Genomic DNA, 23,940 nt, shown 5'->3' on the forward strand with positions numbered 1-23,940 from the left:
GCGTACCGGTTGACGATGCGTCAGCGACTGGTGTACCGGTGGCGCGTCCACAACGGCAGCGCGTACCAGCACAGCAGGTACCACAGCAGCACGCCGGCGACCAGCCAGGGCACATAGCCGTCGTGCGTGGCCACCCGCAGGATCAGCAGCAGCGAGCAGGTCATGGTGGCCAGCAGCAGGACCAGCCCGACGAAGGTGAGCCGGGACGCCCAGGTCACCGCCTGCGGCTTGACCCGCCGGCCGGAGACCAGCCGGTGCAGCGACACGGGCCCTATGAGGGCGCCGGTCGCCGCGGCGCCGAGCACCACGGTCACGATGTAGATCGCCCGGTCGGTGTCGTCCAGCTCCCGGTAGACCGGAGTGAACACCACGGTGAGAAGGAAGCCGAAGAGGATCTGCACGCCCATCTGCGCGACGCGCACCTCCTGTATCAGCTCGACCCACATCCGGTCGGCTCTCTCCTCCTCCGTCTCGTTGCGCCCCCTGGGCCTGCTCGGGCTGTCGTTGCTGACCGACACGGTTTCCTCCCCGGTGGAACTGGAACAACCAGAAAATGTGTTCCCCTCCGGGTTCCCCGTGATCGGGGCGACTACCAGCGGTTCTCCACCTGGGCCTTGATGCGCCGGTCGTACAGGTCGCGGATCGCGGCGAGCGTCTCGTCGGACAGCGGCGGCAGCTTGGCGGCGGCGGCGTTGGCGCGGGCCTGCTCGGGCGAACGGGCGCCGGGGATCACGGTGGTGACGCCGGGCTGCTGGACGATCCAGCGCAGGGCCAGCTGGGCGGGGGTGTATCCCTCGGGGGCGAGGGCGGAGAACTCGGCGGCGGCCTCCACGCCGGTGGCGTAGTCGACGCCGGAGAAGGTCTCGCCCTGGTCGAAGGCCTCGCCGTGCCGGTTGTAGGTGCGGTGGTCGTTCTCCGGGAACACCGTGTCCTTGGTGTACTTGCCCGACAGCAGGCCCGAGGCCAGCGGCACCCGGGCGATGATGCCGACGCCGGCCTCCCGCGCGGCGGGCACCACCTCGAGCAGGGGCTTCATCCGGAAGGGGTTGAGGATGATCTGCACGCTGGCCACGTTCGGCCGGGCGATGGCGGTCAGCGCCTCGGCGCAGGTCTCCACGCTCACGCCGTAGGCGGCGACGCGCTCCTCCTCGAGCAGGGTGTCGAGGGCGTCGAAGACCTCGTCGGAGGAGTAGACGGGGGTGGGCGGGCAGTGCAGCTGGACCAGGTCGATGCGGTCGACGCCGAGGTTGCGCCGGGACCGGTCGTTCCAGGCGCGGAAGTTGTCCAGCACGTAGTTCTCGGGGATCTGGTCGACCCTGCGGCCCATCTTGGTGGCGACCAGCACGTGCAGGTCGGGCCTGCCGCTCAGGAACGCCGCGATGGTCCGCTCGCTGCGCCCGTCGCCGTAGACGTCCGCGGTGTCGAAGAAGGTCACTCCCGACTCCGCCGCCGCCTCCAGCACCGCGAGGGCTTCCTTGTCGTCGACGTCGCCCCAGTCGGCGCCGAGCTGCCAGGTGCCGAGGCCGATGACGGACGCGTGCTGGGACGACCTGCCGAATTCACGTTCTTCCATGGCGTCAGTCTGTCATCCGCGGCGGGCGTGCGCGGTACGGGAGTGGACGGTACGGGCGAGCCTCGGGCCGAGCCAGCGCTTGAACCGGCGCAGCGGCTCCAGCTGCCCGGCGGCCCGGTCGAGCCGGTAGTAGAGCTGGGGCGGCACGTACGGCAGCAGGGGCGAGTGGCGCTGGCCGAGCAGGGCGAACATGCGCTCGGGCGGCAGGTGGATGTAGCGGGTCAGGTTCTCGTACCACTGGGCGCTGTGGCGGGCGGCGCTCTGCGCGGACAGCAACGCCGTTGTGCGTTCGCGCTCGTAGCGGGTGAGGGCCTCGGGCAGGGCGGCGTGCTCGCTCAGGGCGCCGGCCAGGGCGATGGCGTCCTGAAGGGCGAGGGTGGTGCCGGCGCCGATGGAGTAGTGGGTGGTGTGGGCTGCGTCGCCGACCAGGACCAGGTTGCCGCGGTGCCAGGTGCGGTTGGTGAGGGTGCGGAAGGTGAGCCACTGGGCCGCCGGGGCGGTGGGCGAGGACCGGCCGATCAGGCGGTGGCCGTCGAGCACGCCGGCGAACAGGCGTTCCAGCAGGGCCAGTCCGTCCGCCTCGCAGGCCCGGTCCAGGCCGAGCCCGCGCCAGGTCTCGGGGGCGCATTCGACGACGAAGGTGGAGCGGTCGGGTCCGAACGGGTAGCCGTAGCACCAGATCCAGCCGTGGGCGCTCTCCACGAAGGCGAAGGTGAAGGCGTCGAACGCCTTGGTGGTGCCGAGCCAGATGTAGGGGTTGCGGCCCAGGACGGTCTCGGTGCCGAAGTGGCCGGCGTACCGGCCGCGCAGTGCGCTGCGGACGCCGTCGGCGGCGACCACCAGGTCGGCGTCGGGCAGCAGGTCGGGGGTGACCTCGTGTTCGTGGTCGACGCGCACGCCGAGGGAGCGGGCACGGTCGGCGAGGATCTCCAGCAGGCGGTGGCGGCCGATGCCGAAGCCCTGGTCGCCGCTGTGCCGGGCCGTCAGGTCGCGGACGTGGGCGACGCCTTCGCTCCAGCGCGCCGAGGCGGCGTCGAGGTCGCGGGCCGAGACGGGGTCGTGCTCGTGGAGCGTGTCGAGCAGTCCGCGCCAGTACGTCACCCCCCAGCCGTAGGTCGAGCCCTCCGGGTTGCGCTCGTGGACGGTGATGTCATGGGACGGGTCCCGCAGCTTGAGCAGGATCGACAGATACAGGCCGGCGGGCCCGCCGCCGACGCAGGCTACCTTCACGCACACCCCTAGTCACTCGGTGCATCCATACGGCAACGCACCGTAGCAGTCAGGGGTGGGCAGGAAGCTTCCCCGCGGATCGTGTCAGCTGGCGGTACGGCACTCCGGGTGGCCCCAGCCCTGGGCGTTCTTGGCGATCTGCTCGCCGGCGGCGTAGGAGCGGCCGCAGACGCAGCGGCCCGGGAACTTGGCCTTGAGGGTGCGGGAGGAGCCGGCGCCCGAGCCGGCGCGGGGCCGGGCGGCGGCCTTGGCCGCGGCGGACCGGCGGCGCGGGGCGGTCGGCGGGGTGTCCGGGGACGGCGGCGGCTCGGGCGAGCCGAGGTCGCTGCCGGCGGGCTGCTGGACGACCGCGGCCTGACTGGCGGCCCGGTCGGCGAAGTCGTTGAGCGGGTCGCCGTCGACCTGGTGGGCGGGCACGTAGCGGAACTCGACGGAGCGGCCGTCGAGCAGTTCGTCGATGCGCACCACCAGGTCCTGGTTGGCGACGGGCTTGCCGGCCGCGTTCTTCCAGCCGTTGCGCTTCCAGCCGGGCAGCCAGGTGGTGACGGCCTTCATGGCGTACTGGGAGTCCATCCGGATCTCCAGCGGCACGTCCGGGTCGGTCGAGGCGAGCAGCCGCTCCAGGGCGGTCAGCTCGGCGACGTTGTTCGTGGCCCTGCCCAGCGGTCCCGCCTCCCAGCGGGCGGGGCTCTCGCCCTCGTCGGCGACGACCCAGGCCCAGCCGGCCGGTCCCGGGTTTCCCTTCGACGCCCCGTCGCACGCGGCCACCACTCGTTCACGCATGTGTCCGATCATGCCACGCCGGGCGGACCGGCCGGCCCGCCCGGGGGGTCGGTCGCTCACACGTCCGTGAGCTGCGGCATCTCCCCGGAGGTGGTCGTCACGTCGATCACCGAGAAGAGGGCGCCCTGCGGGTCGCCGAGCGCCGCGAACCGGCCGAAAGGGCTGTCCATCGGGCCGAAGTGCAGGGTGCCGCCGTGTTCGGTGGCGCGGGCGACGGCGTCGTCGCAGTCGGGGACGGAGAAGTAGACGTTGATGTACGGGGGCGCCTCGGGCGGGAAGTCGTCGGACATCTCCATCCGGCCCAGCACGGGATCCCCGTCGACCCTGAACACCCGGAAGTCCATCGGCTCGTGTTCCATCTGCTGCGCGGTGTAGGGGAAGACTGCGGGGAAGAACGCGTCGGACGTGCCGGGTTCTCGGGTGAAGATCTCCGCCCAGCAGAACGCGCCCGGCCGGCCCATCTCCGTGTCGAAGCCCTCGTGGGTGCCGCCCTGCCAGACGCCGAAGACGACGCCGCCCGGGTCACGGGCCAGGCACATGCTGCCGAACGCGCCGACCTCCATCGGTTCCATCAGGATCTCGCCGCCGTTGTCGCGGATCTTCGCGGCGGTGGCGTGGACGTCCGGGGACGCCAGGTAGAGACACCACTGCGACCGGCCCTCCTGGCCGGGCATCGGCGGTACGACGGCCGCGGCGGCCTTGCCGTCCGCGTAGGCCTCGGTGTAGTTGCCGTGCTCCGACGACGCCTCGCTGAAGGTCCAGCCCAGAACCTCCCCGTAGAAGCTCTTGGCCGCTTCGACGTCGCCGAACATCGCGTCGGCCCAGCACGGGGTTCCCTCGGGTTTCACGGCCATGGCTGCGCGCCCCTCTTCCGGATGCGATGACTTGTCCGGTTCCTCACGCTAGCCAGGCCCGGCCCGGCCCGCGCGCGGGGCGACGCCGTCCGGGCCGCCGTGACGGGTCCGGCCGCCGCCGGGCGTCCGGACCCGTCACGCGGGGGTCAGCGCAGCGCGCGCGGATCGGCGTGCAGGCGGTCCGCGAGGCGGATGGTGATGAACTCGTTGTCGTCCGCCTCGCCCGGCGTGCGCCCGGACGAGAAGGGGAAGTTGTTGTCGTTCAGTACGGCCAGGGTGCGGTCGTCGAGCAGGACGACGTCCTCGATGGTGGTGAACGGGAAGCGGAAGGTCTCGCCGAAGCCGCCGATCCCCTTCGGGTTGGCGAGGTCCAGCAGGTCCGCCACCAGGGTCTTGTCCATCACGCCGTCGCCGTCGCGGTCGCGGCTGTCGGCGAGGTAGATCCGCTTGAAGCGGGCCGCGTCGCCCTGGCCGCCGTCGCGCTCGATCACCAGGAAGCGATGCCGGTCGACCGCGATGGCGTCGCCGATGGCGTGCGCGGGGGACTCCAGGCGGTAGACGAAGTGCTCGCCCGTGTAGGCCCGTCGGCGCAGGTCGAACTCGCTGAAGCGCAGATCGCCGGGCGTGTCGCCGGTGACAGTGCCTTCCAGGAGCGGGTAGAGGCGGCGGCCGTCGACGGATCGGGCCAGGCCCTCGAAGCCCTTGCTGCCGCCGATGGTCGGCTGGGCGCCGTCGAGGTGGGGGTTCTCCGGCGCCTGGACGCCGGGGAGCGCGATCGGCGCCTCCAGGAGGCGTCCGCGGGCGGAGAAGTGCAGCAGGAACGGACCGAACTCGTCGCCGATCCAGTACGTCCCGTCGGCGGCCCGCACGATCGACTCGACGTCGAAGTCCGCGCCGGTCAGCCTGCGGTCGGCACGGGTGAGGGCGAAGGGGACCCGGTGGTCGGGGTCGCTCAGCCCGAAGCCGCCGAGGACCTCCAGCTCGCCGCTCTTCGTGTCGGGCTTCACCCGGTGCACGCGCAGCAGGTAGTCGGCGCTGTTGGCCTTGTTGCCGTAGCCGTTGTCGGACAGCACGTCGAAGGTGCCGTCGTGCCGGTTCACGATGCCGCTGAAGCCCTGCACCGGCTGGCCGGCGAAGGGCGCGGCGATGCCGTTGAACGGGCCCGCGCCGATGAGGGCGCCGGAGGGCTCGCTGCCGGGGACGAAGGTCTCGGCCGGCAGGGAGGCGAAGCCGGTGAGCGCGGCCCGCCCGAAGTCGCCGTCCGGGTGACCCTTTCCGGCCGCCGCGGGAGAGGCCAGCGCCACCGTGAGCACTGCGGCGCCGAGCATGATCGAAGTTCTTCTCATGGGGCGCACGCTAGAGACGCCGTGTGACCGGCACGCCAACGCCGGGAGACGAATCCGGACACCTGTCCGGACCTCGTCTCCCGGGCGGCCCCGGCCTCACTCCCCCGCGGCCGCCTTCTCCAGCGCGGCGATGTCGAGCTTGCCCATCGACAGCATCGCCTTGATCGCGCGCCCGGCCCGCTCCTCGTCCGGGTCGTCGATCAGCTCCGGGAGCCGGGTCGGGACGACCTGCCAGGAGACGCCGTACCGGTCCTTGAGCCAGCCGCAGGGGCCGGGCTCGCCGCCGCCCTCGGTCAGCCGGGTCCAGTAGTGGTCGACCTCGTCCTGGTCGGCGCAGTCGATCTGGAAGGAGACGGCCTCGTTGAACTTGAACTCCGGTCCGCCGTTGAGGCCGACGAACCGCTGGCCGTTGAGGGTGAACTCGGCGGTCATCACGCTCCCGGCGGGGCCGGGACCGGCCTCGCGGTAGCGGCTGATCCGCCCGAGGGCGGCGTCCTTGAAGACGGACACGTAGTAGTGGGCCGCCTCCTCGGCCTTGCCGTCGAACCAGAGGCAGGTGGTGAATCCGTTGTTCGTCATGGGGACCTCCCGGGGCGCGAAACGCTGACACCTGTACGACCGGGGCGCGCCCCGGAACTCATCGGTCGCCGGCCGCTTCGCCCGTGGCGAATCTGCCGCGGGCAGACAGACATTCCACGGCCGGGGAGCGGGGCCGAAGGTGGAGGCACGGCGCGCCGGACCCGACGGGGCAGGCGCGCGACGGACACGTTCGACGACTCGACAAGGAGCGCCGATGTCACCATTCCTCGCCGGCACCCGCCCGGCCCCGCTGCCCCGGGCCGCGGAGGGCGACACCCCGCCCACCCGGTTCGACGACCAGCTCGCCGCCCAGCTGCTCGGCCAGCGCATCGTGCTGCTCGGCACCCAGGTGGACGAGGTCTCCGCCAACCGGGTCTGCGCCCAGCTGCTGATCCTGTCGGCGGAGGACGCGCACACCGACATCAGCCTGTTCGTGAACAGCCCGGGCGGGTCCGTGCACGCCGGGCTCGCGATCTACGACACGATGCGGCTGATCCCGAACGACGTGGCCACGCTCGCGATGGGGTTCGCGGCCAGCATGGGCCAGTTCCTGCTGAGCGTGGGCACGGCGGGCAAGCGGTACGCGCTGCCGAACGCGCGGATCATGATGCACCAGCCGTCGGCGGGCATCGGCGGCACGGCCGCGGACATCGAGATCCAGGCGGACAACCTGGAGTTCACCAAGCGGACCATCGAGCGGATCACCGCCGAGCACACCGGCCAGAGCCCGGAGACGATCTCCCGCGACGGCGACCGCGACCTCTGGTTCACGGCCGAGGAGGCCCGCGAGTACGGCTTGGTGGACCGGGTCGTGGACTCCTTCGCGGACGTCCTGCCGGCCGCTTCCCGGCGACGGATGGGGCTGTGACGATGGGGACGTACACGATTCCGAACGTCGTGGAGCGCACCCCGCGCGGCGAGCGGTCGTACGACGTGTTCAGCCGGCTGCTGTCGGAGCGGATCGTCTTCCTCGGCACCGAGATCGACGACGGCGTCGCGGGCGTCGTCATCGCACAGCTCCTCCATCTGGAGTCGGCGGCGCCGGACAGCGAGATCGCGATCTACATCAACTCGCCCGGCGGCTCGTACACCTCGCTGATGGCGATCTACGACACCATGACGTTCGTGCAGGCGCCGATCTCGACCTACTGCGTGGGCCAGGCGGCCTCCACGGCGGCGGTGCTGCTGGCGGGCGGGGACCCCGGGCGGCGGTTCGTGCTGGAGCACGCGCGGGTGCTGCTCGGCCAGCCGGCCAGCGGCGGCCGGCAGGGCACCGTCTCCGACCTCGCGCTCCAGGCCAGGGAGATGGTCCGCATCCGCGGCCAGGTGGAGGAGGTGCTGGCCCGGCACACCGGGCACGACGTGGCCACGCTGCGGTCCGACATGGACCGCGACAAGGTGTTCACCGCCCGGGAGGCGGTGGCGTACGGGCTGGCCGACGAGGTGCTGGGCCGGCGCCTGCCGCGGATGTGAGGCGCCGGCCCGGCGGGGGCGTCAGGCGGCCAGGCACAGCCCGTCGTACGACGACCCGCGCGTCGCGTGCCGCGCGCTCGCCGTCCGGGAGGTGAGCCGGATCAGCTCGCCCTGGGCGCGCGCCAGGAGGTCGCCCAGGCTCAGGCCGAGGGCGCGGGCGGCGGCCGCGAGGACCTCCGAGGAGGCCTCCTTGCGGCCACGCTCGACCTCCGACAGATAGGGCATGGAGATCCGGGCGGCGTCGGCGACGTCCTTGAGGGTGCGTTCCTGGGCGAGGCGCTCGGTGCGCAGGACGTCCCCGACCAGGTCGCGCCAGAGCGGCTCCCTGGCCGCGGGGCGCTCGGGCTGGGGGCGAAGGGGGATGACGGGGGCTCGGTTCGGCGCTCGGCCGCTTCGGCTGCTCACCCCTTCAGCCTAGGAATCCCGGCCGCCGGGGGAAGGGAGGGGCATTCCGCCCTGGGGGGAATCTGCGGGACGACCGCCGGTTTTCCGCCACTCGGGCACGGCGCGGGCACGCGTAGGGCATGTTCGGGCACACACTGGGTAGCCGCAGGTATACGCCGGCGAGTACGGGGTACTCGCGGGCCACACCGCGGCAGGGTCGCGGACACTGTACGAGTAGCCGCAAAGGCAGACGTCGAACCATGACTTTCGTGGGAGAGGCAATGGACACCGCCGTGATCCGGTCGGAGGCAACGGTCGTCGAGGTGGACCCCAGGGCCGTGGCCCCGCGGGACGCGCGCGAGCTGTCCCGCCAGTTCTTCCAGCGCCTCACGGAGCTGGAGGAGGGCACCCACGAGTACCAGTACGCGCGCAACACCCTGATCGAGATGAACATGTCGCTGGTCCGCTACGCGGCCGGCCGGTTCCGCAACCGCGGCGACGACATGGAGGACATCGTCCAGACCGGGATGATCGGCCTGATCAAGGCGATCGACCGGTTCGAGCTGTCGCGTGGGGTCGAGTTCACGTCGTTCGCCCTTCCCTACATCGTGGGCGAGATCAAGCGCTTCTTCCGCGACACCACCTGGGCGGTGCACGTGCCGCGCCGGTTGCAGGAGATGCGGGTCGAGCTGGCCCGGGCGCGCGAGGAGCTCGCCAGCCGCCTCGACCGCGAGCCGACGGTGGCCGAGCTGGCGACGCTGATGAACGCCTCCGAGGACGAGGTGATCGAGGCGCAGATCGCCGCGAACGGCTACAACTCCTCGTCGCTGGACGCGGCCCTGACCGGCGACGGACCGGAGAACGGCGAGGCCGTCCTCGCCGACTTCATCGGCGTCGAGGAGCACGGGCTGCGGCTGGTGGAGGACTTCCATTCGCTCGCGCCGCTGATGGCCGAGCTGGACGAGCGCGACCGGCAGATCCTGCACCTGCGGTTCGTCGAGGAGGCCACTCAGGCGGAGATCGGCGAGCGGCTCGGCTGCTCGCAGATGCATGTCTCGCGGCTGCTGAAGCGGATCATCGTGCGGCTGCGCCGGGGGATGCTGGGCGAGCTCGGCTGCGCCTGACCCGGCTCACTCGGGCTGCGCCCTGACCGGTTCACTCAGCGGTCAGCCGCACGACCGCGCCGACCCGCTTGCCCACCGGCACCCGCTCGACGGTCACCCGCGCGGCCAGCGCGTTGACGATCTCCAGTCCGTGCCGGCCGACGCGGGACGGGTCGCGCGGGAAGAGCCGGGGCAGGGCGGGGCTGCTGTCGCAGACGTGGACCGTCAGGGCGCCGCTGGTGCCCTCCAGCTCGAGGATGTACGGGCCGTTGCTGTGCCGGTCGGCGTTGGTGACGAGTTCGCTCACCACCAGGAGCACCTCGCCCTCGGTACGCGGGCCGATCTCGGCGCACCACTCGGTCCTGAGCTGCTCCAGGAAATGGGCGGCGAGTTCACGCGCCTCGGCGATGCTGCCGGTCGCGCCGGTGTAGTGCGCCGCCCGCCGCAGCGGTTCCACGGGCACGTCGAATCCCTCCGGTACGACGGCCCCGTCACGGTGCTCGATCATGCGTGTCTCTCTCCGAAGCCGGCCTGGCCGGACGCTGCTGCACCTGTCCTCGTACCCCGGGCCGGGCACGGCAGTCCAGAGTGCAGCAGACGTCACAGTGTTCGCAGGACGGTACCGGGCCGGCTCGGAAGTCCCGAAGCCGGCCGGTGGCCGGCGCGAGGTGACGGGGATGGCGCGCCTATGTCCCGGAGTCCGGCGGCGCGGAGTCCGCCGGAGCCTCCGGCGCCTCCGGTGCGGCCGGTGACTCGGGGGACCGCGGCGGGTCGGGGTCCTCGGGCGCCTCGGGCTCGGGGGCGGGGGGTTCGGACGGGGTGGGTGTCTCGGGCTCCGGTCGCAGGGCTGGTTCGGAGCCGTCCTCCGGGTGCGGGGAGCAGGCGACCGGGGGGCCGCCGGGTTCGGGGGAGCAGGAGGCGGAGGCGGCCGGTGTGGAGACCTCGGCCGAGGGGGTGCCGCGGTCCTTCGGCGGTTCGGTCTCCCTGTCCTTCTTCCCGGTGTCGCCCTTCGGCCGGGCGATCCACTCGCCGCGCTCGTCGTCGTAGAGCACGAACTCCTTCACGGGCTTCGGGGCCGGGTTGACGAAGACGACGTTCGAGGGGCGGTAGGAGGGCCAGGTGTCGCCGGTCCGCTCCGGTGTGCCGCGCAGGGCGACGGGCGGGGTGAGCGGGTTGCCGCAGGCGCAGCGCACGCGCGGGACGCCCCGGCCGTCGACGAGGACGGCCGTGCCGGCCTGGAGGACGGCCTGGTAGGGGGTGGCGACGCCGTCGCGGTAGCCGTGGTTGGTGACGCGGGTGTCCAGGCGCAGTTGCACGGGCGTCAGGGAGCGCAGATGGGCGGGGACCTCGGAGGGGCGCACGTCGGCGACCGCGGCGAAGGCGCGGTTCTTGGCCGGGTCCCTCTCGAGGAAGCGGATCTGCCGCTCGACGTCGCAGCTGGCGGAGTTACGGGTGCCGCCGTAGAGGCCCGGGTCCCCGCCGTCGACGCCGCGCACGGCGCCCGGGGGCGCGGACTCGGTCGCCGAGGGGGTGGCGGGAGGTGCGGAGCTGTCCTTGGCGGTGGACTCGGTGAAGGGGTCGGGGCCGCTCTTGCCGGCGGCCTGGAGGAACAGTTCGCCGCCGCCCCCGGCCACCGTATTGCTGCCGCCGTCGGGGCGCGTGAGGACGAACGCCACGGCCACGGCGGCGGCCGCCAGTACGGCGAGCACGGCGATGCGCGGGACGGACCGCCACCAGGGGCGGCGTGGCTGCGGGGCCTGGCTCGCACCGCCGCCGGGCGGTGGGGACGGCGGGCCGGACGGCGGCTGGGAGGGGCCCGACAGGGGGCCCGAGGGCGGGCCGGTGGGGCGGCCGGAGGACGGCGGTTCGACGCTCACGAGCTGTGCTCCCCTTTTCCCCCGCTCCCCCCTTTTCGGATTACCTCAATTGTGAGCGCCGCTCCCCGAGGGTCCGCAAGCGGACGCGGACGGCCCACTCGGCGGGCGGGCGCCGTCGGTGCTGCTTAGCGTGGCAGGCGTGAGCGTGCGAACCCCCTCCGACCGGGCCGTCGCCGCCCGTCATGGCTGGTCCCGGGCCCTCGCCGTCGTGCTGGCGGGACTGCTCGCCATGGGGGTCGTCGCCGTGCTGGGGCTGTGGGCGGCCGGGGCGGCGGACCTGCCCGACGGGGCGCTGTGGCGGGTGACCGCCGCGACGCTGGTGACCGCCGTCGGCGGCGCCGTGGAGATGACCGGCGACGCCGGAGGGCTGGCCGAGACGGAGGCGGAGCTGACGGCCGTCCCGCTGTCCGTGACGCTCGTCGGGGCGCTGGTGATCGCGGCGGGCTTTCTGCGTCCGCTGCGGCACCGGGCGGTGGCGGGCGGGCGCGAGCTGGCCGGCTGGGCGGGGCGGATCGCCGCGCTGTGGCTCCTGGCCGTGCTGGGCCTCGGTCTCGCCGCCCGGCAGACGTTCGAGGTGTCCCTCGGCGAGGGCACGATCGCCGACATCGGCGACCTGCTGGGGGTCGCCCCGCGGGTCGGCTTCGCCGCGGACGTGCCGCTGAGCCTGCTGTTCGGGCTGCTGTGGCTGGCGGGCGTGCTGCTGCTGGCGCTGATCGTGGCGCGCGGGGCGCCGCTGCCGGGGCGGCTGCTGCGGTTCCAGGAGTCGGTGCGCCCGGCCGCGTACGCCATGGTGGCGCTGCTGCTGGCGCAGGTGGTGCTGGGGCTGGTGGCCGGCCTGTTCGTGGCGGCGACGCGCGATCACCCGGCCGAGACGTTCGCGGTGATCCTGCTGGGGCTGCCCAACCTCGTCTGGCTGGCGCTGACGCTGGGCCTGGGCGCCACCTGGGACGGCCGGGTGGAGGGGCCGTTCGGGCTGCCGATGCCGCCGGTCCTGGACGAGGTGCTGCGCGGCCCCGAGGTCGCCGCGCTGAACGTGGGGACGCTCGCGGAGCACGACGGGCGGGTGTGGTGGCTGGTGGTGGCCGACGTGGTGCTGGTCGTGGGAGCCGCGTTCGTGATGGCGGCGCGGTCGCCGGCCCGGACGCGGGTGTGGCAGCACGCGGTGCGCCTGGCCGTCGCACTGGCGCTGACGGCCTTGATGATCTGCCTGATCGGCCGGGTCTCGGCGTCGTACGGCCTGTCCGTGCTGGGCATCGGCGATCTGGGCGGCGCTCTGGACGGGGAGCTGTTCCTGCGCCCGCGCCTGTGGTCGGCGCTGGGACTGGCGCTGTTGTGGGGTGGGGCGGCCGGTCTCGTCGGCGGGCTGCTCGCGGCGCGGATGCGGCGGCGGGGGCAGGCCCGCTAACCGGGCCGTCCGAAGACCGGCGCGGCCCAGGAGGGCGGCGGTTTCGGCTCCGGGCCGTGCGGGCGTACGGCGTCCCGGTCCACCTTCGTCGTCGGGTGGCCGGCGTCTTGGGCGCCGGCGAGGGCGGTGCGCAGGTCGGCGACGAAGGCGAGGCAGGAGTCGTGGCGGTCGTCGGGGGTCTTGGCGAGCGCCCGGGCGAAGACGGCGTCGACGGCGGCGGGCAGGTCGGGGCGGGCCCCGGTCGGGGGCGGCGGCTCGTCGTACTGGTGGGCCCAGAGCAGGGCCATGTCGTCGTCGCGGCGGAACGGCGGATGCCCGGTCAGGCACTCGTGGACGACGCAGGCGAGCCCGTAGACGTCGCAGCGGCTGTCGACGGGCCGCCCGGAGATCTGCTCGGGCGCGACGTAGTCGAGGGTGCCGACGAACTGGCCGACCTGGGTGAAGCCGGTCAGCGACAGGGACTTCTTGGTCAGCCCGAAGTCGGTGAGGTAGACGTGCTCGGGGTGGTCGCTGTCGGTGCCGCGGGCGACCAGGATGTTGCCGGGCTTGACGTCCCGGTGGACCAGGCCGTGCTCGTGGGCGGCGTCCAGCGCGGAGGCCACCTGTCCGGCGATGCGCACGGCGGTCGCGGCGGGCAGCGGGCCCCGCCGGTCGAGGAGGTGGCGCAGGTCGCTGCCGGCGACGTGGCGCATGGCGATGTAGAGGATGCCGTCGGTCTCGCCGGCCTCGAAGACCGGCACGATGTGCGGGTGGTCGATCTGGGCGGCCACCCGGGACTCGTGGGTGAAACGCCGCCGGAAGGTGTCGTTGCGGGCGAGTTCCGGGGCGAGCAGCTTGAGCGCGACCGTGCGGTCCAGGCGCAGGTCCCGCGCCCGGTACACGACGGCCATGCCGCCGCGGCCCAGCTCGCCCTCGATGCGGTACCCGGCCACCTGCCGGCCGATCGGCCCGGAGGCCCGGCCGGAGAACGGTCCCGCGTCGGCCGCCGTCACCGCTCGCCCTCGGGCGTCACGACCCGCGTCGGCGGATGGTCGGGCACGGTGGCGCCGGCCGGCGGCCGGTCGGCGCGCGGCGGCTCGTCCACGGCGAGGGCGGCCAGCCGTGCCCCGTCGCAGTGCGCCCACTGCCCGGTCTCGGCGTCGTACAGCCAGACGGATTCCCCGTCGACGACGACGCCGATCCGCTCGCCTTGGGTGCGGGCGCGGAAGGACTCGCCGTCGAGGCCGCCGCTCATGAGGTCCCGCACGGCGGCCCGGTAGCCGGCCAGGGCCTGCTCGGCGCGGGCCAGCAGGGGGCGCGGGTCCGCGGTCCCGGTGAGCCGGGCGCCCGTGGTGGGCGGGTCGTCGGGCACGGTGATCAGGCGGCGGGCGTCGACCCAGGCGGACCAGCCGTTGGCGCACAGGACGCGGCCCCAGTCGCCGAGCCGTTCGACGAGCCGGACGGGCAGCAGGGGGTCGAGCGGCACGGTGGGCCGGTCGGGGTCCGGGCTCTCCCAGGCGGGCACGCCGTCCCTGGGGACGACGTGCGTGGGCCGGAAGCCGGGGGTCGCCATGGCCTGCGCCTACTTCCGCATCACGACGGGCTCGCGTCGGCGCAGGAGCCGCGCCACCAGGAAGCCCAGCGCCAGGGAGAGGACGAGGAGCATGCCGACGTTCACCAGCCAGGTGCCGGACGCGTGGGCGAAGAGCGGGTCGCTGCTCAGCTCTCCGGGCGAGATGCGGGCCAGGTCGACGGTGCCGGCCATCGCGGCGAACGCCCACCGCGAGGGCACGAGCCAGGACAGCTGGGTCAGCCCGGGCACGCCGTCCAGGGAGAGCAGGGCGCCGCAGAAGACGACCTGGACGATGGCGAGCAGCACCAGCAGCGGCATCGTCACCTCTTCCTTGCGGACGAGGGCGGAGACGAACAGGCCGAGCATCATCGCCGTGAACGCGAGCAGGGCGACGGCGACGGTGATCTCGACAAGGGGCGGCATCAGCACCCCTCGGCCGCCGGGGACGCCCAGGTCGACGCCGAGCAGCGCGACGAGGGTCAGCACGACGGCCTGCACGACCGTGACCGTGCCGAGCACCACCACCTTGGACATCAGGTAGGCCGATCTGGACAGGCCCACCGCCCGTTCCCGCCGGTAGATCACCCGTTCCTTGACCAGTTCGCGCACAGCGTTGGCGGCGCCGGTGAGCACGCCGCCGACGCACAGGATGAGCAGGACGTTCATGGCCGACTTGCGGGTCAGCTCACCGCCCGCGAGGGCCCGGGCCATCGCGCCCATCACGAAGGGCAGGGCGATCATGACGGCGAGGAAGGTGCGGTCGGCGCTGAGCGCGGCGGCGTAGCGGCGCACCAGCGTGCCGAGTTGGGCGCCCCAGCCGCGCGGGCGGGGCGGCCGGTACAGGATCACGGGCCCCTCACGGGGCAGCCGGGGCTGCGCGGAGGCGTCCCGGACGTACTGCCGGTGGGCCGGTGAGGCGCGGTACTCCTTCGCCCAGTCGCGGTCCCGGTCGGCCTCGAACGCCTCGAAGGCCTCCGGCCAGTGGGCGAAGCCGAAGAACGCGAGCGCCTCGCCCGGGGGTCCGTAGTAGGCGACCTTGCCGCCCGGGGCGAGGACCAGCAGCCGGTCGCAGACGTCGAGGCTGAGGACGCTGTGGGTGACGACGATGACGGTGCGGCCGTCGTCGGCGAGGCCGCGCAGCATGTGCATCACGGAGCGGTCCATGCCGGGGTCGAGGCCGGAGGTGGGTTCGTCGAGGAAGAGCAGGGACGGCTTGGTGAGCAGTTCCAGGGCGACGCTGACCCGTTTGCGCTGGCCTCCGGAGAGGCTGTGCACGGGCTGGCCGGCGCGCTCCACCAGGCCGAGTTCGCGGATGACCTCGTCCACCCGGGCGCGCCGCTCGGCCTTGGCGGTGTCCTGGGGGAAGCGCAGTTCGGCGGCGTAGGTGAGGGCGCTGCGGACGGTGAGCTGGGCGTGCAGGATGTCGTCCTGGGGGACGAGTCCGATGCGCTGCCGCAGTTCCGCGTAGTCGTGGTAGAGGTCGCGGCCGTCGTAGAGGACGGTGCCGTGGTCGGCGGGGCGCTGCCCGGTCAGGGCGTTCAGCAGCGTCGACTTGCCGGCGCCGCTCGGGCCGACCACGGCGAGCAGGCACTTCTCCCCCACCGGGAAGGACACGTCGTCCAGCAGGGTCTTGCGGCCGCGGTCCACGGCGACGGTGAGGTCCTGGACGTCGAGGGAGATCTCGCCGGTGTCGACGTACTGCTGGAGCTGGTCGCCGACGAGGCAGAAGTCCGAGTGGCCGACGCCGACGATGTCGCCCTGGCGGACGGGGGCCGCCTCGTCGACCCGCAGGCCGTTGAGGTAGGTGCCGTTGTGGCTGCCGAGGTCGACGATCTCGTAGGCGCCGTCGGTGTGGGCGCGCAGCTCGGCGTGGTGGCGGGAGACGACGAGGTCGTCCACGACGAGGTCGTTGTCGGGGGCGCGGCCGATGCGGATGGTGCGGGTGGGCAGCGGGCGGACGCTGGTCGGCTGACGGAAGGTGTGGGTGAGCGCGGGGTGGGAGACGCCGGAGGGGCGCTCCGGGGGCGGGGCGGGCGGGCCTGCCAGGACGACGCGGGGGCCGTCGTTGGGGTTGCCGAAGCGGACGACGCTGCCGGGGAGGACCTCGCACTGCTCGACGCGGTGGCCGTCGGCGTAGGTGCCGTTCGTGCTGTGCTCGTCCAGGAGCGTCCAGCGGCCGCCCTGCGGGCGCAGCACGGCGTGGTGCCAGGAGACACGGCTGTCGTCGAGGACGATGTCGCACAGCGGGTCGCGGCCGACGTGGTAGTCCCGGTTCGGGACCATCACCGTGGAGCCCGTCTCGGTCTCCAGCACGAGTTCGGGCGCCATCGACGCGACAGGCCGCTCCGCCATGCCTGAATTCTACCGATTCACCCGGAAGTGTGCCGGGTGATCGCGGTCAGGCGACGGGGACGACGAGAGCAGGGGCGGCGCGCTGCATCCGCAGGGCGTCGACGGACTCCGCGAGCAGTTCGTATTCGGTGGTGTCGTCACTGGTGGCGATGCGCACTAGACGGCCCGCGGCCAGCTCGTCGGCGACCAGTTCCTGTCGGCCCACGTCGGCGCACCAGGCGCGCAGGACGGTCGGCACGTCGGTCACGCCGGCGCCGACCGGAACCAGTGCGCCCGGCGGGTACGCCGGGGATTCGGGCCGGGGATCGAGCCGTTCGGCGATCCAGGTCGCGCGGTCCCGCAACCACCACAGGGCGAGCGCCAGGGTGGGCGCCCGGTAGGTGCCGAGGGGCACCCCGATGCGTTGCCCGCCGCAGGTGCCGTACGCCGTGACGTGGCACAGGAATTCGTCGTGCACGCTCCGCCTCCCCCGCCGCGCCGATCGCCTGCCGGTGGCGCCTCATTCGGTGCGGCTCCTGTGCCGTGAAAAGCATCCCTGGCGTTTGAGTATCTTCACTCTTGAATCACTGTCACCACGCCTTTTTGGCCAGTCTCCTGGCATATTCACCACGCGTATTGGCCGGAATTCCACGGGTGATGATCGCTGGCCGGGCGGCCGGGATCACCGGCCGGGAAGGTGCGAGGAGACCGAACGGAAAGGCGCACGCGGAATTCATAACACCCTCCGCAAAGCCGTGGCCAAGGGATGTTGGACATATCCCGGCGGTTTGTCGACGCTCGCGGACGCAATGGCGGCACTTCCGCGCGGCGATCGTCATGAATGCCGCGGATCGCGTCCTGGGCGCCCGGCCCGAGAGGGCGAGGACTCGTCGCCCGGCCGACGCGGGCGACCGGGGCCGGTGACAGCACGCAGGGCCGACCCCGGCGGGATCGGCCCTGCGTCACCGGGAACGCGGCGCACCGCTGCCCCCGGACGGGGCGGTTTACGCCTTGACGACGGCGTCGATTCCGGACAGTTCCTCCGCGTCGAAATCCAGGTTGGCGGTCGCCGCCACGCTGTCCTCCAGCTGCCGGGCGCTGCTCGCGCCGACCAGGGCGGAGGTGACCCGGCCGCCGCGCAGGACCCAGGCCAGGGCCATCTGGGCCAGGGACTGGCCGCGGGCGGCGGCGATCTCGTTGAGGGCGCGCAGGCGGCCCACCAGTTCCTCGGTCACCGCGTCGGAGTTCAGGAACGGGCTGTCGCTCGCGGCGCGGGAGTCCTCGGGGATGCCGTCGAGGTAGCGGGCGGTGAGCAGGCCCTGCTCCAGCGGGGAGTAGGCGATGGACCCGACCTGGAGCTCGTCCAGCGCGTCGAGCAGGCCCTCCTCCTCCGGGCGCCGGTCGAGCATCGAGTAGCGGGGCTGGTGGATGAGGAGCGGGGTGCCGAGCCCGGCGAGGATGCGGGCCGCCTCCCGGGTCTGCTCCGGCGTGTAGTTCGAGACGCCCACGTACAGCGCCTTGCCCTGCTGCACCGCCGAGTGCAGGGCCCCCATCGTCTCCTCCAGCGGCGTCTCGGGGTCCGGCCGGTGGGAGTAGAAGATGTCGACGTACTCCAGACCCATCCGCCGCAGGCTCTGGTCGAGCGAGGACAGCAGGTACTTGCGCGAGCCCCACTCGCCGTACGGCCCGGGCCACATCAGGTAGCCGGCCTTGGTGGAGATCACCAGCTCGTCGCGGTACGGCGCGAAGTCGGACTTCAGCGCCTCGCCCAGCGCGGACTCGGCGGCGCCGGGCGGCGGGCCGTAGTTGTTGGCCAGGTCGAAGTGGGTGACCCCGAGGTCGAAGGCGCGGCGCAGGATGGCGCGCTGGGTCTCGACCGGCCGGTCGGGCCCGAAGTTGTGCCACAGACCGAGCGACAGCGCGGGCAGCTTCAGGCCGCTGCGTCCGGTGCGCCGGTAGGGCATGTCCGCGTAGCGGTCGGGGTGTGCGGTGTACAACGCGACTCCAGAGAGGTTGGCACGACAGACACACCACTGTGTCCCGACCGGCGGCAGCAGTCCAACAGAAGAATGCGATGGAATTCAGCGACTACGCTTCTCAGTCATGGAACTGCGCCATCTTCAGCACTTCGTCGCCGTGGCCGAGGACCAGCACTTCACCCGCGCGGCGGAACGGCTGCTGGTGTCCCAGTCCGGGCTCTCCGCCTCGATCCGCTCCCTGGAGCGGGAGCTCGGCACCGCCCTGTTCGTGCGCACGACCCGCAGGGTCACCCTCACCGAGGCGGGCCGCGCCCTGCTGGGCGAGGCCGAGCGCGTCCTGGCGCAGGTCCGCTCCGCCCACGAGGCGGTGGCCGCCGTGCAGGGCGTGCTGCGCGGCACCCTCGCGCTCGGCACCGAGCAGTGCATCGCCGGGGTGAACGTGGCCCGTCTGCTCGCCGCGTTCCGCCGCCGGCACCCGGACGTGGAGGTCCGGCTGCGCCAGGCGGGCTCCGGCGCGCTGGTCGAGGAGGTCGCCGCCGGACGCCTCGACCTCGCCTTCGCCGTGCGCATCGAGGAGGACACCGACCAGCTGCGCAGCGTGGCACTGGCCGGCGAGGCGATGACCGTGCTGTGCCATCCGGCGCACCCGCTCGCCGCCGAGGGCGCGCCCGTGACGCCGGAGGACCTGGGCGGCGAGGTCTTCGTCGACTTCCACCCCGACTGGGGCCCGCGCCGGATCACCGACGCCGCCTTCGCCGCCGCGGGCGTACGGCGGTCCGTGGCGCTGGAGGTGAACGACGTGCACGGGCTGCTCGACCTGCTGGACGAGAACCTCGGCATCGCCGTCGTCCCCCACCACTTCCGGCACAAGCGGGCCTCGCTCACCGCGCTCCCCCTCAAGGGCGCCGGCGACGCCGTCTACGAGACCGTCGCCCTGCTGCCGCCCCCGCAGGCGACGAGCCCGGCGGCGCGGGCCCTGATGAAGCTGCTGGAGACGGGGAGCGCGTGAGCCGCCCCTGGGCCATGGTGGACGTATGCACGCGAAGGACATCCTCATCGACGGCTACGGCCGCATCCGGGAAGAGGTCCACGCCGTCCTCGACGGCCTGACCGCCGACGAACTGGCCGCCCGCCCCGGCCCGGACGCCAACCCGATCGCCTGGCTGGTGTGGCACCTGACCCGCGTCCAGGACGACCATGTCGCCGACGCCTTCGCACTGGAGCAGGTGTGGCTGTCGCAGGGCTGGGAGAAGCGCTTCGGCCTCGGCCTGCCCCGCCACGACACCGGGTACGGGCACACCTCGGCGAAGGTCGCCAAGGTGCGCGTCGGCTCCCCCGACCTGCTGACCGGCTACTACGACGCCGTCCACGAGCAGACGCTCGGGGCCCTGCGCGGCCTCGCCGCCAAGGACCTCGAACGCGTCGTCGACGAGAACTGGGACCCGCCGGTCACCCTCGGCGTCCGCCTGGTGAGCGTCCTGTCCGACGACCTCCAGCACGTGGGACAGGCCGCCTACGTGCGCGGGCTGCTGCCGAACGCGTCCGCGTAGCCGGGCAGGACGACGTCCTCGATCAGCGTCCTGCGCTCGTCGAACGGGATGAACGCGCTCTTGACGGCGTTCACGGTGACCGTGCGCAGGTCTTCGAGCGTCCAGTGCGCCTGCTCGACCAGCAGGGACATCTCGCGGGTCATCGTCGTGCCGGAGACCAGCCGGTTGTCGGTGTTGAGGGTGACGCGGAAGCCGAGGTCCTTCAGGGCCGTGATCGGGTGCTCGGCGATCGAGGCGGCGGCGCCCGTCTGCAGGTTGGACGTGGGGCACATCTCCAGCGCGATCCGCCGGTCGCGCACCCAGCCGGCGAGCCGGCCGAGCTTGCCCGCCGTGAGGTCGGGGATGTCGTCGGTGATGCGCACGCCGTGCCCGAGGCGCTGGGCGCCGCACACCTGCACCGCCTGGTGGATGCTGGGCAGCCCGTGCGCCTCGCCGGCGTGGATGGTGAACGGCACGTTCTCGTGGCGCAGGTGCTCGAAGGCGGCGAGGTGGTCGGCGGGCGGGAAGCCGTCCTCGGCGCCGGCGATGTCGAAGCCGACGACGCCGGAGTCGCGGTGGGCGACGGCGAGACCGGCGATCTCCCGGGTGCGGTCGAACATGCGCATCCCGCACAGCAGGGTGCGGACCCGCACGGGCGTCCCCGCGGCGGCGGCCTTCGCCATGCCGGCCGCGAGGCCCTCCTGGACGGTCTCGACCACCTCGGGCAGGGTCAGTCCGCCGCTGACCATCAGCTCGGGGGCGTAGCGCACCTCGCCGTAGACGACGCCGTCGGCGGCGAGGTCGAGCACGTACTCCTCGGCGGCCCGCAGCAGGCCCTCGCGGGTCTGCAGCACGGCGAGGGTGTGCTCGAAGGTGGCGATGTAGCGGACCAGGTCGCCGGAGCCGGCGGCGTCGACGTACCAGGCCGCGAGGGCTTCGGGGTCGGTGGTCGGCAGGGCGTGGCCGATCTCGGCCGCCAGCTCGATCAGCGTCGCGGGGCGCAGGGCGCCGTCGAGGTGGTCGTGCAGGACGGCCTTGGGCAGGCGGCGGAGGACGTTGGATTCTATGCGCGTAGATTTCATGGTGCGGTGTTCCTCGGCGAAGACGGTTCGACAGGGGTGGGCGGGGAGCCCGTCACCCGGCGGGCTGGAGCAGGTCCCAGGTGTTCCCGTACAGATCACGGAAGACGGCGACCGTGCCGTACGGCTCGCGCCGCGGCTCCTCCAGGAAGGTCACGCCGGCGGCGAGCATCCGGGCGTGGTCACGGGCGAAGTCGTCGGTGTGCAGGAAGAAGCCGACCCGGCCGCCGGTCTGGTCGCCGACCCTGGCCCGCTGGGCCTCTCCCTTGGCCCGCGCGAGCAGCAGCCCCGTACCGCCGCCGCCCGGTGCGCCCGCCGCACCGCCCGGCTCCACGACGACCCAGCGGGAGCCGTCGGGACGGGGGGCGTCCTCGGCGAGACGGAATCCGAGGGCTCCGGTGTAGAAGCGGATCGCCTCGTCGTAGTCGTCCACGACCAGGTCACCAGGGCGACGCGGGACATCGGGGCCTTTCGGGGAGGGCTGATTGACGGGTGAGGTTATACGTAAAACGCGAGGCGCGCCAGTCCCCTCCCCAGGGACCGGCGCGCCCGTGCTCCCGCGGCCTCGGCAGTGGGGGCCGCCGCCCGGCCCCGCCTCAGCAGTACAGGTTGCCGCCCGGCTGGACTCCGAGGATCTGGGTGAACTGCTGGTACTTGGTCACCCGGCTCTGCACCTGGGCCGGGTTCCTGCCGTCGCACTCCATCGAGCCGTTGATGGAGCGGATGGTCTGGCCGAAGCCGGCGCCGTTCACCATGGCGTTGTGCGGGGTCATGGTGCCGGGGCCGCTCTGGGTGTTCCAGTACCACAGGGCCGTCTTCCAGGCGATGGCGGCGTCGTTCTGCACCAGCCAGGGGTTGCCCAGCAGGTCGATGCCGAGCGCGTCGCCCGCGGCCTTGTAGTTGAAGTTCCAGCTGAGCTGGATCGGCCCGCGCCCGTAGTAGGCGGCCTGCCCGGCCGGACAGCCGTACGGCCGGCCCCAGTCGCAGTAGTGCGGGTAGTTGGCGGTGTTCTGCTCGACGACGTGCACCAGTCCGCCGGTCTCGTGGCTGACGTTGGCGAGGAAGGCGGCGGCCTCCTGCTTCTTCGTCGTGTCGCTGCCAGTGGTGGCGAAGCCGGGGTAGGCGCTGAGCGCGGCGGTCAGGCCGCGGTAGGTGTAGAAGGCGTTCCGGTTCGGGAACATCTGGTTGAACTGGGCCTCGCTGACCACGAACGTGCCCACGGGCGTGCCGGAGCCGGTGTCGCAGGCGTACGGCTCCCAGTACCAGGTGCTGATGGTGGGGTCGTAGCCCGGGTTGTCGTGCTCGGCGATGTACGCCTTGCCGTCGGTGTAGCGGACGATGTCGCCGGTGCGGTAGGCCTTGCCGGCCACCCAGTTCGGGTAGCTGGAGCAGGCGGCGGCCGACGCCGTGCCGGCGGGGACGAGGACCGGGACGGCGGTGGAGAGGGCGATCGCGGCCACGACCGCGGAGATGCGGCGCCTCGACAAGGGGATCAACTCCTTCACGGGGGCACGGCCGCTCCTCGGACGAGGGCAGGGCGGAGCCGGCCTTCCGCGCGTGCCGGGCGAACCGGCCACGGCGTGAGGGGCGGCCGTGGTGGGGGGTGTGGAGGCACACTCAACCGCATTGGTATGTACCAGTCAAGGGTGTAGACCAGTCACCGACGACACGGCCGCCCCCGCCCCGCTCGGCTCAACTCGCCGCCGGCGGCGCGGGCTTCGTTCCGAGCGCGGCCGAGAACCGGTCCACGGCCCGTGCGAGCGCCTCGTCGGCGTGCGGCGCGAGAGTGAGGGCGCCGTCGTCGTGCACGGTGATCTCCCTGTGAGGGTGAACCGGCCCTGCACGACGTGCGCCGCGCCCATGGAGTTGAGGACGGCCCGCAGCGCGTAGTCGATGGCCAGGACGTGGGCGGTGGTGCCGCCGGTGGCGAGCGGCAGCACGGTCTTGCCGGCGAGGGCGTCCTGCGGGAGCAGGTCGAGCAGGGCCTCGAGGACTCCCGAGTACGACGCCTTGTGGACGGGCGTGCCGACGACGACGCCGTCGGCACGGGCGAAGAGTTCGGCGACCCGCACGATGTCCGGGCGCCGCACGTCCGCACCGAGCAGCGCCTCGGCGGGGACGGCGCGCACGCCGATCGGGGCGGCCCGGTGGCCCTGTGCGGTGAGGCGCCGGTCCAGGTGGGGCAGGAGAAGCCCGGTGCGGGAGGAGGCGGAAGGGCTGCCGGAGACGGACAGGACGGTGGCCATGGGTCCTCTTTCCGGCCGGCCGGCTCACGGGGCGCCGGCGGATCCGCTCCGGGTTTCCGTGGCGCGCCGCACCGCAACAGGCGTGAAGCCGCGCCGGGTTCGGGCGCGGCGATCAGGGGGAGGAGTGCGGCCGACCGGTGCCGGGCAGCGGCTGCGGCGCGCGAGGGAGAACGCGGATCGGATCAGGCCGCGGTGCTACGGCCGGCGCTGGAGACGCGCGCGAGGTCGACGTGGCGTCGCCTCGTGAGGTCCGGTCGCAGGGTCATGCCGTCGATCGTGGCAGCGGCGGGCGAGAACCGTCGAGGAACACCCGGCGGTTCTCGCATCGCGGGACGTCACCGACCGTCGTCGTCCGGCCGCACCACCACGAGGAAGGCGTCCGACTCCAGATCCATCACCACAGTCGCGGGCTCGCCCTCGGCCCGTCGCCGCGCCGCGTACTCCTCCGCCGGCCACGATCCGCGCGGGGCCCCCGCAGGAAAACGCTCCAGCACCTTGGCACCCATGACGGCAGACACCTCCACCTCTCGGACAATCGGCATCTTTCCTGTCATGCGCCTGCCCCGGATGTGCCCGAGCATGTTCACCTCCCGTCCGTCAATACGACAATTCAGAGA

Annotated in this window: 24 protein-coding genes and 2 pseudogenes; 6 read left to right on the forward strand and 20 right to left on the reverse strand. The window is 73.0% G+C overall.

Features of this window, described 5'->3' with window-relative positions; all coding sequences use genetic code 11:
• Positions 1 to 20 precede the first annotated feature (20 nt).
• The 7 genes from ACZ6KF_RS09515 to ACZ6KF_RS09545 all read right to left on the reverse strand — a co-directional run bounded on the left by ACZ6KF_RS09515 (position 21) and on the right by ACZ6KF_RS09545 (position 6,365).
• On the reverse strand, positions 21 to 518 hold the full coding sequence (locus ACZ6KF_RS09515; protein ID WP_356633437.1) for a DUF6328 family protein: 498 nt from the start codon (positions 516 to 518) through the stop codon (positions 21 to 23).
• A gap of 71 nt (positions 519 to 589) precedes the next feature.
• Positions 590 to 1,573 carry an aldo/keto reductase gene (locus ACZ6KF_RS09520; RefSeq protein WP_469237916.1) on the reverse strand — a complete coding sequence of 328 codons (984 nt, stop codon included), beginning with the start codon at positions 1,571 to 1,573 and terminating at the stop codon, positions 590 to 592.
• 12 nt (positions 1,574 to 1,585) lie between these two features.
• The gene (locus ACZ6KF_RS09525; RefSeq protein WP_356633433.1) at positions 1,586 to 2,803 is read right to left on the reverse strand and encodes an FAD-dependent monooxygenase; all 1,218 of its coding nucleotides are present in this window, start codon (positions 2,801 to 2,803) and stop codon (positions 1,586 to 1,588) included.
• Between the two features lie 84 nt (positions 2,804 to 2,887).
• Entirely contained in the window at positions 2,888 to 3,598 is a 711-nt protein-coding gene (locus ACZ6KF_RS09530) for a ribonuclease H family protein (RefSeq protein WP_356633431.1), read from the reverse strand.
• Positions 3,599 to 3,642: 44 nt separating this feature from the next.
• Complete coding sequence (locus ACZ6KF_RS09535) at positions 3,643 to 4,440, reverse strand: VOC family protein (protein ID WP_356633429.1); 798 nt, start codon at positions 4,438 to 4,440, stop codon at positions 3,643 to 3,645.
• 146 nt (positions 4,441 to 4,586) lie between these two features.
• A complete protein-coding gene (locus ACZ6KF_RS09540) occupies positions 4,587 to 5,786 on the reverse strand; it encodes an esterase-like activity of phytase family protein (protein WP_469237918.1) in 1,200 nt (399 codons plus the stop codon).
• 96 nt (positions 5,787 to 5,882) lie between these two features.
• Entirely contained in the window at positions 5,883 to 6,365 is a 483-nt protein-coding gene (locus ACZ6KF_RS09545) for a VOC family protein (RefSeq protein WP_469237920.1), read from the reverse strand.
• Positions 6,366 to 6,579: 214 nt separating this feature from the next.
• Here ACZ6KF_RS09545 and ACZ6KF_RS09550 point away from each other — a divergent pair, with 214 nt between their 5' ends.
• Both ACZ6KF_RS09550 and ACZ6KF_RS09555 read left to right on the forward strand, forming a co-directional pair.
• Entirely contained in the window at positions 6,580 to 7,233 is a 654-nt protein-coding gene (locus tag ACZ6KF_RS09550; RefSeq protein ID WP_469237922.1) for an ATP-dependent Clp protease proteolytic subunit, read from the forward strand.
• A gap of 2 nt (positions 7,234 to 7,235) precedes the next feature.
• Entirely contained in the window at positions 7,236 to 7,838 is a 603-nt protein-coding gene (locus tag ACZ6KF_RS09555) for a ClpP family protease (RefSeq protein ID WP_356633479.1), read from the forward strand.
• A 21-nt stretch (positions 7,839 to 7,859) separates the two neighbouring features.
• On the opposite strand, the gene ACZ6KF_RS09560 is transcribed toward ACZ6KF_RS09555, so the two are convergent.
• Positions 7,860 to 8,243 (reverse strand): helix-turn-helix domain-containing protein, encoded by a 384-nt coding sequence (locus tag ACZ6KF_RS09560; protein ID WP_469160033.1) that lies wholly within the window; start codon positions 8,241 to 8,243, stop codon positions 7,860 to 7,862.
• A 260-nt stretch (positions 8,244 to 8,503) separates the two neighbouring features.
• Here ACZ6KF_RS09560 and ACZ6KF_RS09565 point away from each other — a divergent pair, with 260 nt between their 5' ends.
• Complete coding sequence (locus ACZ6KF_RS09565) at positions 8,504 to 9,346, forward strand: RNA polymerase sigma factor SigF (RefSeq protein WP_356633475.1); 843 nt, start codon at positions 8,504 to 8,506, stop codon at positions 9,344 to 9,346.
• A gap of 31 nt (positions 9,347 to 9,377) precedes the next feature.
• On the opposite strand, the gene ACZ6KF_RS09570 is transcribed toward ACZ6KF_RS09565, so the two are convergent.
• Positions 9,378 to 9,833: an ATP-binding protein gene (locus ACZ6KF_RS09570; protein WP_469237924.1), complete on the reverse strand. Its 456-nt coding sequence runs from the start codon at positions 9,831 to 9,833 to the stop codon at positions 9,378 to 9,380.
• 178 nt (positions 9,834 to 10,011) lie between these two features.
• Positions 10,012 to 11,202, reverse strand: coding sequence for a DUF6777 domain-containing protein (locus ACZ6KF_RS09575; RefSeq protein ID WP_469237926.1), 1,191 nt, complete (start codon positions 11,200 to 11,202; stop codon positions 10,012 to 10,014).
• A gap of 139 nt (positions 11,203 to 11,341) precedes the next feature.
• Between ACZ6KF_RS09575 and ACZ6KF_RS09580 the strand changes: the two genes are divergently transcribed.
• Entirely contained in the window at positions 11,342 to 12,607 is a 1,266-nt protein-coding gene (locus ACZ6KF_RS09580; RefSeq protein WP_469237928.1) for a streptophobe family protein, read from the forward strand.
• On the opposite strand, the gene ACZ6KF_RS09585 is transcribed toward ACZ6KF_RS09580, so the two are convergent.
• From ACZ6KF_RS09585 to mgrA, 5 genes are all read right to left on the reverse strand, one after another.
• On the reverse strand, positions 12,604 to 13,599 hold the full coding sequence (locus ACZ6KF_RS09585; protein WP_469237930.1) for a serine/threonine-protein kinase: 996 nt from the start codon (positions 13,597 to 13,599) through the stop codon (positions 12,604 to 12,606). The genes ACZ6KF_RS09580 and ACZ6KF_RS09585 overlap by 4 nt on opposite strands.
• A complete protein-coding gene (locus ACZ6KF_RS09590; RefSeq protein ID WP_469160030.1) occupies positions 13,596 to 14,159 on the reverse strand; it encodes a hypothetical protein in 564 nt (187 codons plus the stop codon). The genes ACZ6KF_RS09585 and ACZ6KF_RS09590 overlap by 4 nt, the downstream gene beginning before the upstream one ends.
• Before the next feature lie 9 nt (positions 14,160 to 14,168).
• Positions 14,169 to 16,511 (reverse strand): FHA domain-containing protein, encoded by a 2,343-nt coding sequence (locus ACZ6KF_RS09595; RefSeq protein WP_469237932.1) that lies wholly within the window; start codon positions 16,509 to 16,511, stop codon positions 14,169 to 14,171.
• Positions 16,512 to 16,557: 46 nt separating this feature from the next.
• Positions 16,558 to 16,968 (reverse strand): hypothetical protein, encoded by a 411-nt coding sequence (locus ACZ6KF_RS09600; protein ID WP_356633409.1) that lies wholly within the window; start codon positions 16,966 to 16,968, stop codon positions 16,558 to 16,560.
• 526 nt (positions 16,969 to 17,494) lie between these two features.
• On the reverse strand, positions 17,495 to 18,487 hold the full coding sequence (gene mgrA / locus ACZ6KF_RS09605; RefSeq protein ID WP_356633407.1) for an L-glyceraldehyde 3-phosphate reductase: 993 nt from the start codon (positions 18,485 to 18,487) through the stop codon (positions 17,495 to 17,497).
• Positions 18,488 to 18,593: 106 nt separating this feature from the next.
• On the opposite strand from mgrA, the gene ACZ6KF_RS09610 reads away from it, so the two are divergent.
• Positions 18,594 to 19,478, forward strand: a complete 885-nt coding sequence (locus ACZ6KF_RS09610; protein ID WP_356633405.1) for a LysR family transcriptional regulator — start codon at positions 18,594 to 18,596, stop codon at positions 19,476 to 19,478.
• Positions 19,479 to 19,503: 25 nt separating this feature from the next.
• The gene (locus ACZ6KF_RS09615) at positions 19,504 to 20,019 is read left to right on the forward strand and encodes a mycothiol transferase (RefSeq protein WP_356633403.1); all 516 of its coding nucleotides are present in this window, start codon (positions 19,504 to 19,506) and stop codon (positions 20,017 to 20,019) included.
• Here the strand turns inward: ACZ6KF_RS09615 and ACZ6KF_RS09620 are convergent.
• The 5 genes and pseudogenes from ACZ6KF_RS09620 to ACZ6KF_RS09640 form a co-directional block, all read right to left on the reverse strand.
• On the reverse strand, positions 19,983 to 21,080 hold the full coding sequence (locus tag ACZ6KF_RS09620; protein WP_356633401.1) for an adenosine deaminase: 1,098 nt from the start codon (positions 21,078 to 21,080) through the stop codon (positions 19,983 to 19,985). The two genes, ACZ6KF_RS09615 and ACZ6KF_RS09620, sit on opposite strands and share 37 nt — an antisense overlap.
• Before the next feature lie 52 nt (positions 21,081 to 21,132).
• Positions 21,133 to 21,539 (reverse strand): annotated as a pseudogene (locus ACZ6KF_RS09625) (VOC family protein).
• A gap of 134 nt (positions 21,540 to 21,673) precedes the next feature.
• Entirely contained in the window at positions 21,674 to 22,564 is an 891-nt protein-coding gene (locus ACZ6KF_RS09630) for a glycoside hydrolase family 19 protein (protein ID WP_356633397.1), read from the reverse strand.
• 205 nt (positions 22,565 to 22,769) lie between these two features.
• Positions 22,770 to 23,323, reverse strand: a pseudogene (ssuE, locus tag ACZ6KF_RS09635) (NADPH-dependent FMN reductase).
• A gap of 335 nt (positions 23,324 to 23,658) precedes the next feature.
• Positions 23,659 to 23,829, reverse strand: coding sequence for a hypothetical protein (locus ACZ6KF_RS09640; protein WP_356633393.1), 171 nt, complete (start codon positions 23,827 to 23,829; stop codon positions 23,659 to 23,661).
• Positions 23,830 to 23,940 lie beyond the last annotated feature (111 nt).

The organism is Streptomyces sp. NPDC046379 (assembly GCF_055587785.1).

What these genes read in the sequence shown, in the direction of transcription:
- ACZ6KF_RS09520 (WP_469237916.1), bottom strand. Translation starts at nt 1,573, where the DNA reads ATGGAAGAACGTGAATTCGGCAGGTCGTCCCAGCACGCGTCCGTCATC.
- ACZ6KF_RS09530 (WP_356633431.1), bottom strand. Translation starts at nt 3,598, where the DNA reads ATGATCGGACACATGCGTGAACGAGTGGTGGCCGCGTGCGACGGGGCG.
- ACZ6KF_RS09535 (WP_356633429.1), bottom strand. Translation starts at nt 4,440, where the DNA reads ATGGCCGTGAAACCCGAGGGAACCCCGTGCTGGGCCGACGCGATGTTC.
- ACZ6KF_RS09540 (WP_469237918.1), bottom strand. Translation starts at nt 5,786, where the DNA reads ATGAGAAGAACTTCGATCATGCTCGGCGCCGCAGTGCTCACGGTGGCG.
- ACZ6KF_RS09545 (WP_469237920.1), bottom strand. Translation starts at nt 6,365, where the DNA reads ATGACGAACAACGGATTCACCACCTGCCTCTGGTTCGACGGCAAGGCC.
- ACZ6KF_RS09550 (WP_469237922.1), top strand. Translation starts at nt 6,580, where the DNA reads ATGTCACCATTCCTCGCCGGCACCCGCCCGGCCCCGCTGCCCCGGGCC.
- ACZ6KF_RS09555 (WP_356633479.1), top strand. Translation starts at nt 7,236, where the DNA reads ATGGGGACGTACACGATTCCGAACGTCGTGGAGCGCACCCCGCGCGGC.
- ACZ6KF_RS09565 (WP_356633475.1), top strand. Translation starts at nt 8,504, where the DNA reads ATGGACACCGCCGTGATCCGGTCGGAGGCAACGGTCGTCGAGGTGGAC.
- ACZ6KF_RS09570 (WP_469237924.1), bottom strand. Translation starts at nt 9,833, where the DNA reads ATGATCGAGCACCGTGACGGGGCCGTCGTACCGGAGGGATTCGACGTG.
- ACZ6KF_RS09590 (WP_469160030.1), bottom strand. Translation starts at nt 14,159, where the DNA reads ATGGCGACCCCCGGCTTCCGGCCCACGCACGTCGTCCCCAGGGACGGC.
- ACZ6KF_RS09595 (WP_469237932.1), bottom strand. Translation starts at nt 16,511, where the DNA reads ATGGCGGAGCGGCCTGTCGCGTCGATGGCGCCCGAACTCGTGCTGGAG.
- ACZ6KF_RS09610 (WP_356633405.1), top strand. Translation starts at nt 18,594, where the DNA reads ATGGAACTGCGCCATCTTCAGCACTTCGTCGCCGTGGCCGAGGACCAG.
- ACZ6KF_RS09615 (WP_356633403.1), top strand. Translation starts at nt 19,504, where the DNA reads ATGCACGCGAAGGACATCCTCATCGACGGCTACGGCCGCATCCGGGAA.
- ACZ6KF_RS09620 (WP_356633401.1), bottom strand. Translation starts at nt 21,080, where the DNA reads ATGAAATCTACGCGCATAGAATCCAACGTCCTCCGCCGCCTGCCCAAG.
- ACZ6KF_RS09640 (WP_356633393.1), bottom strand. Translation starts at nt 23,829, where the DNA reads ATGGGTGCCAAGGTGCTGGAGCGTTTTCCTGCGGGGGCCCCGCGCGGA.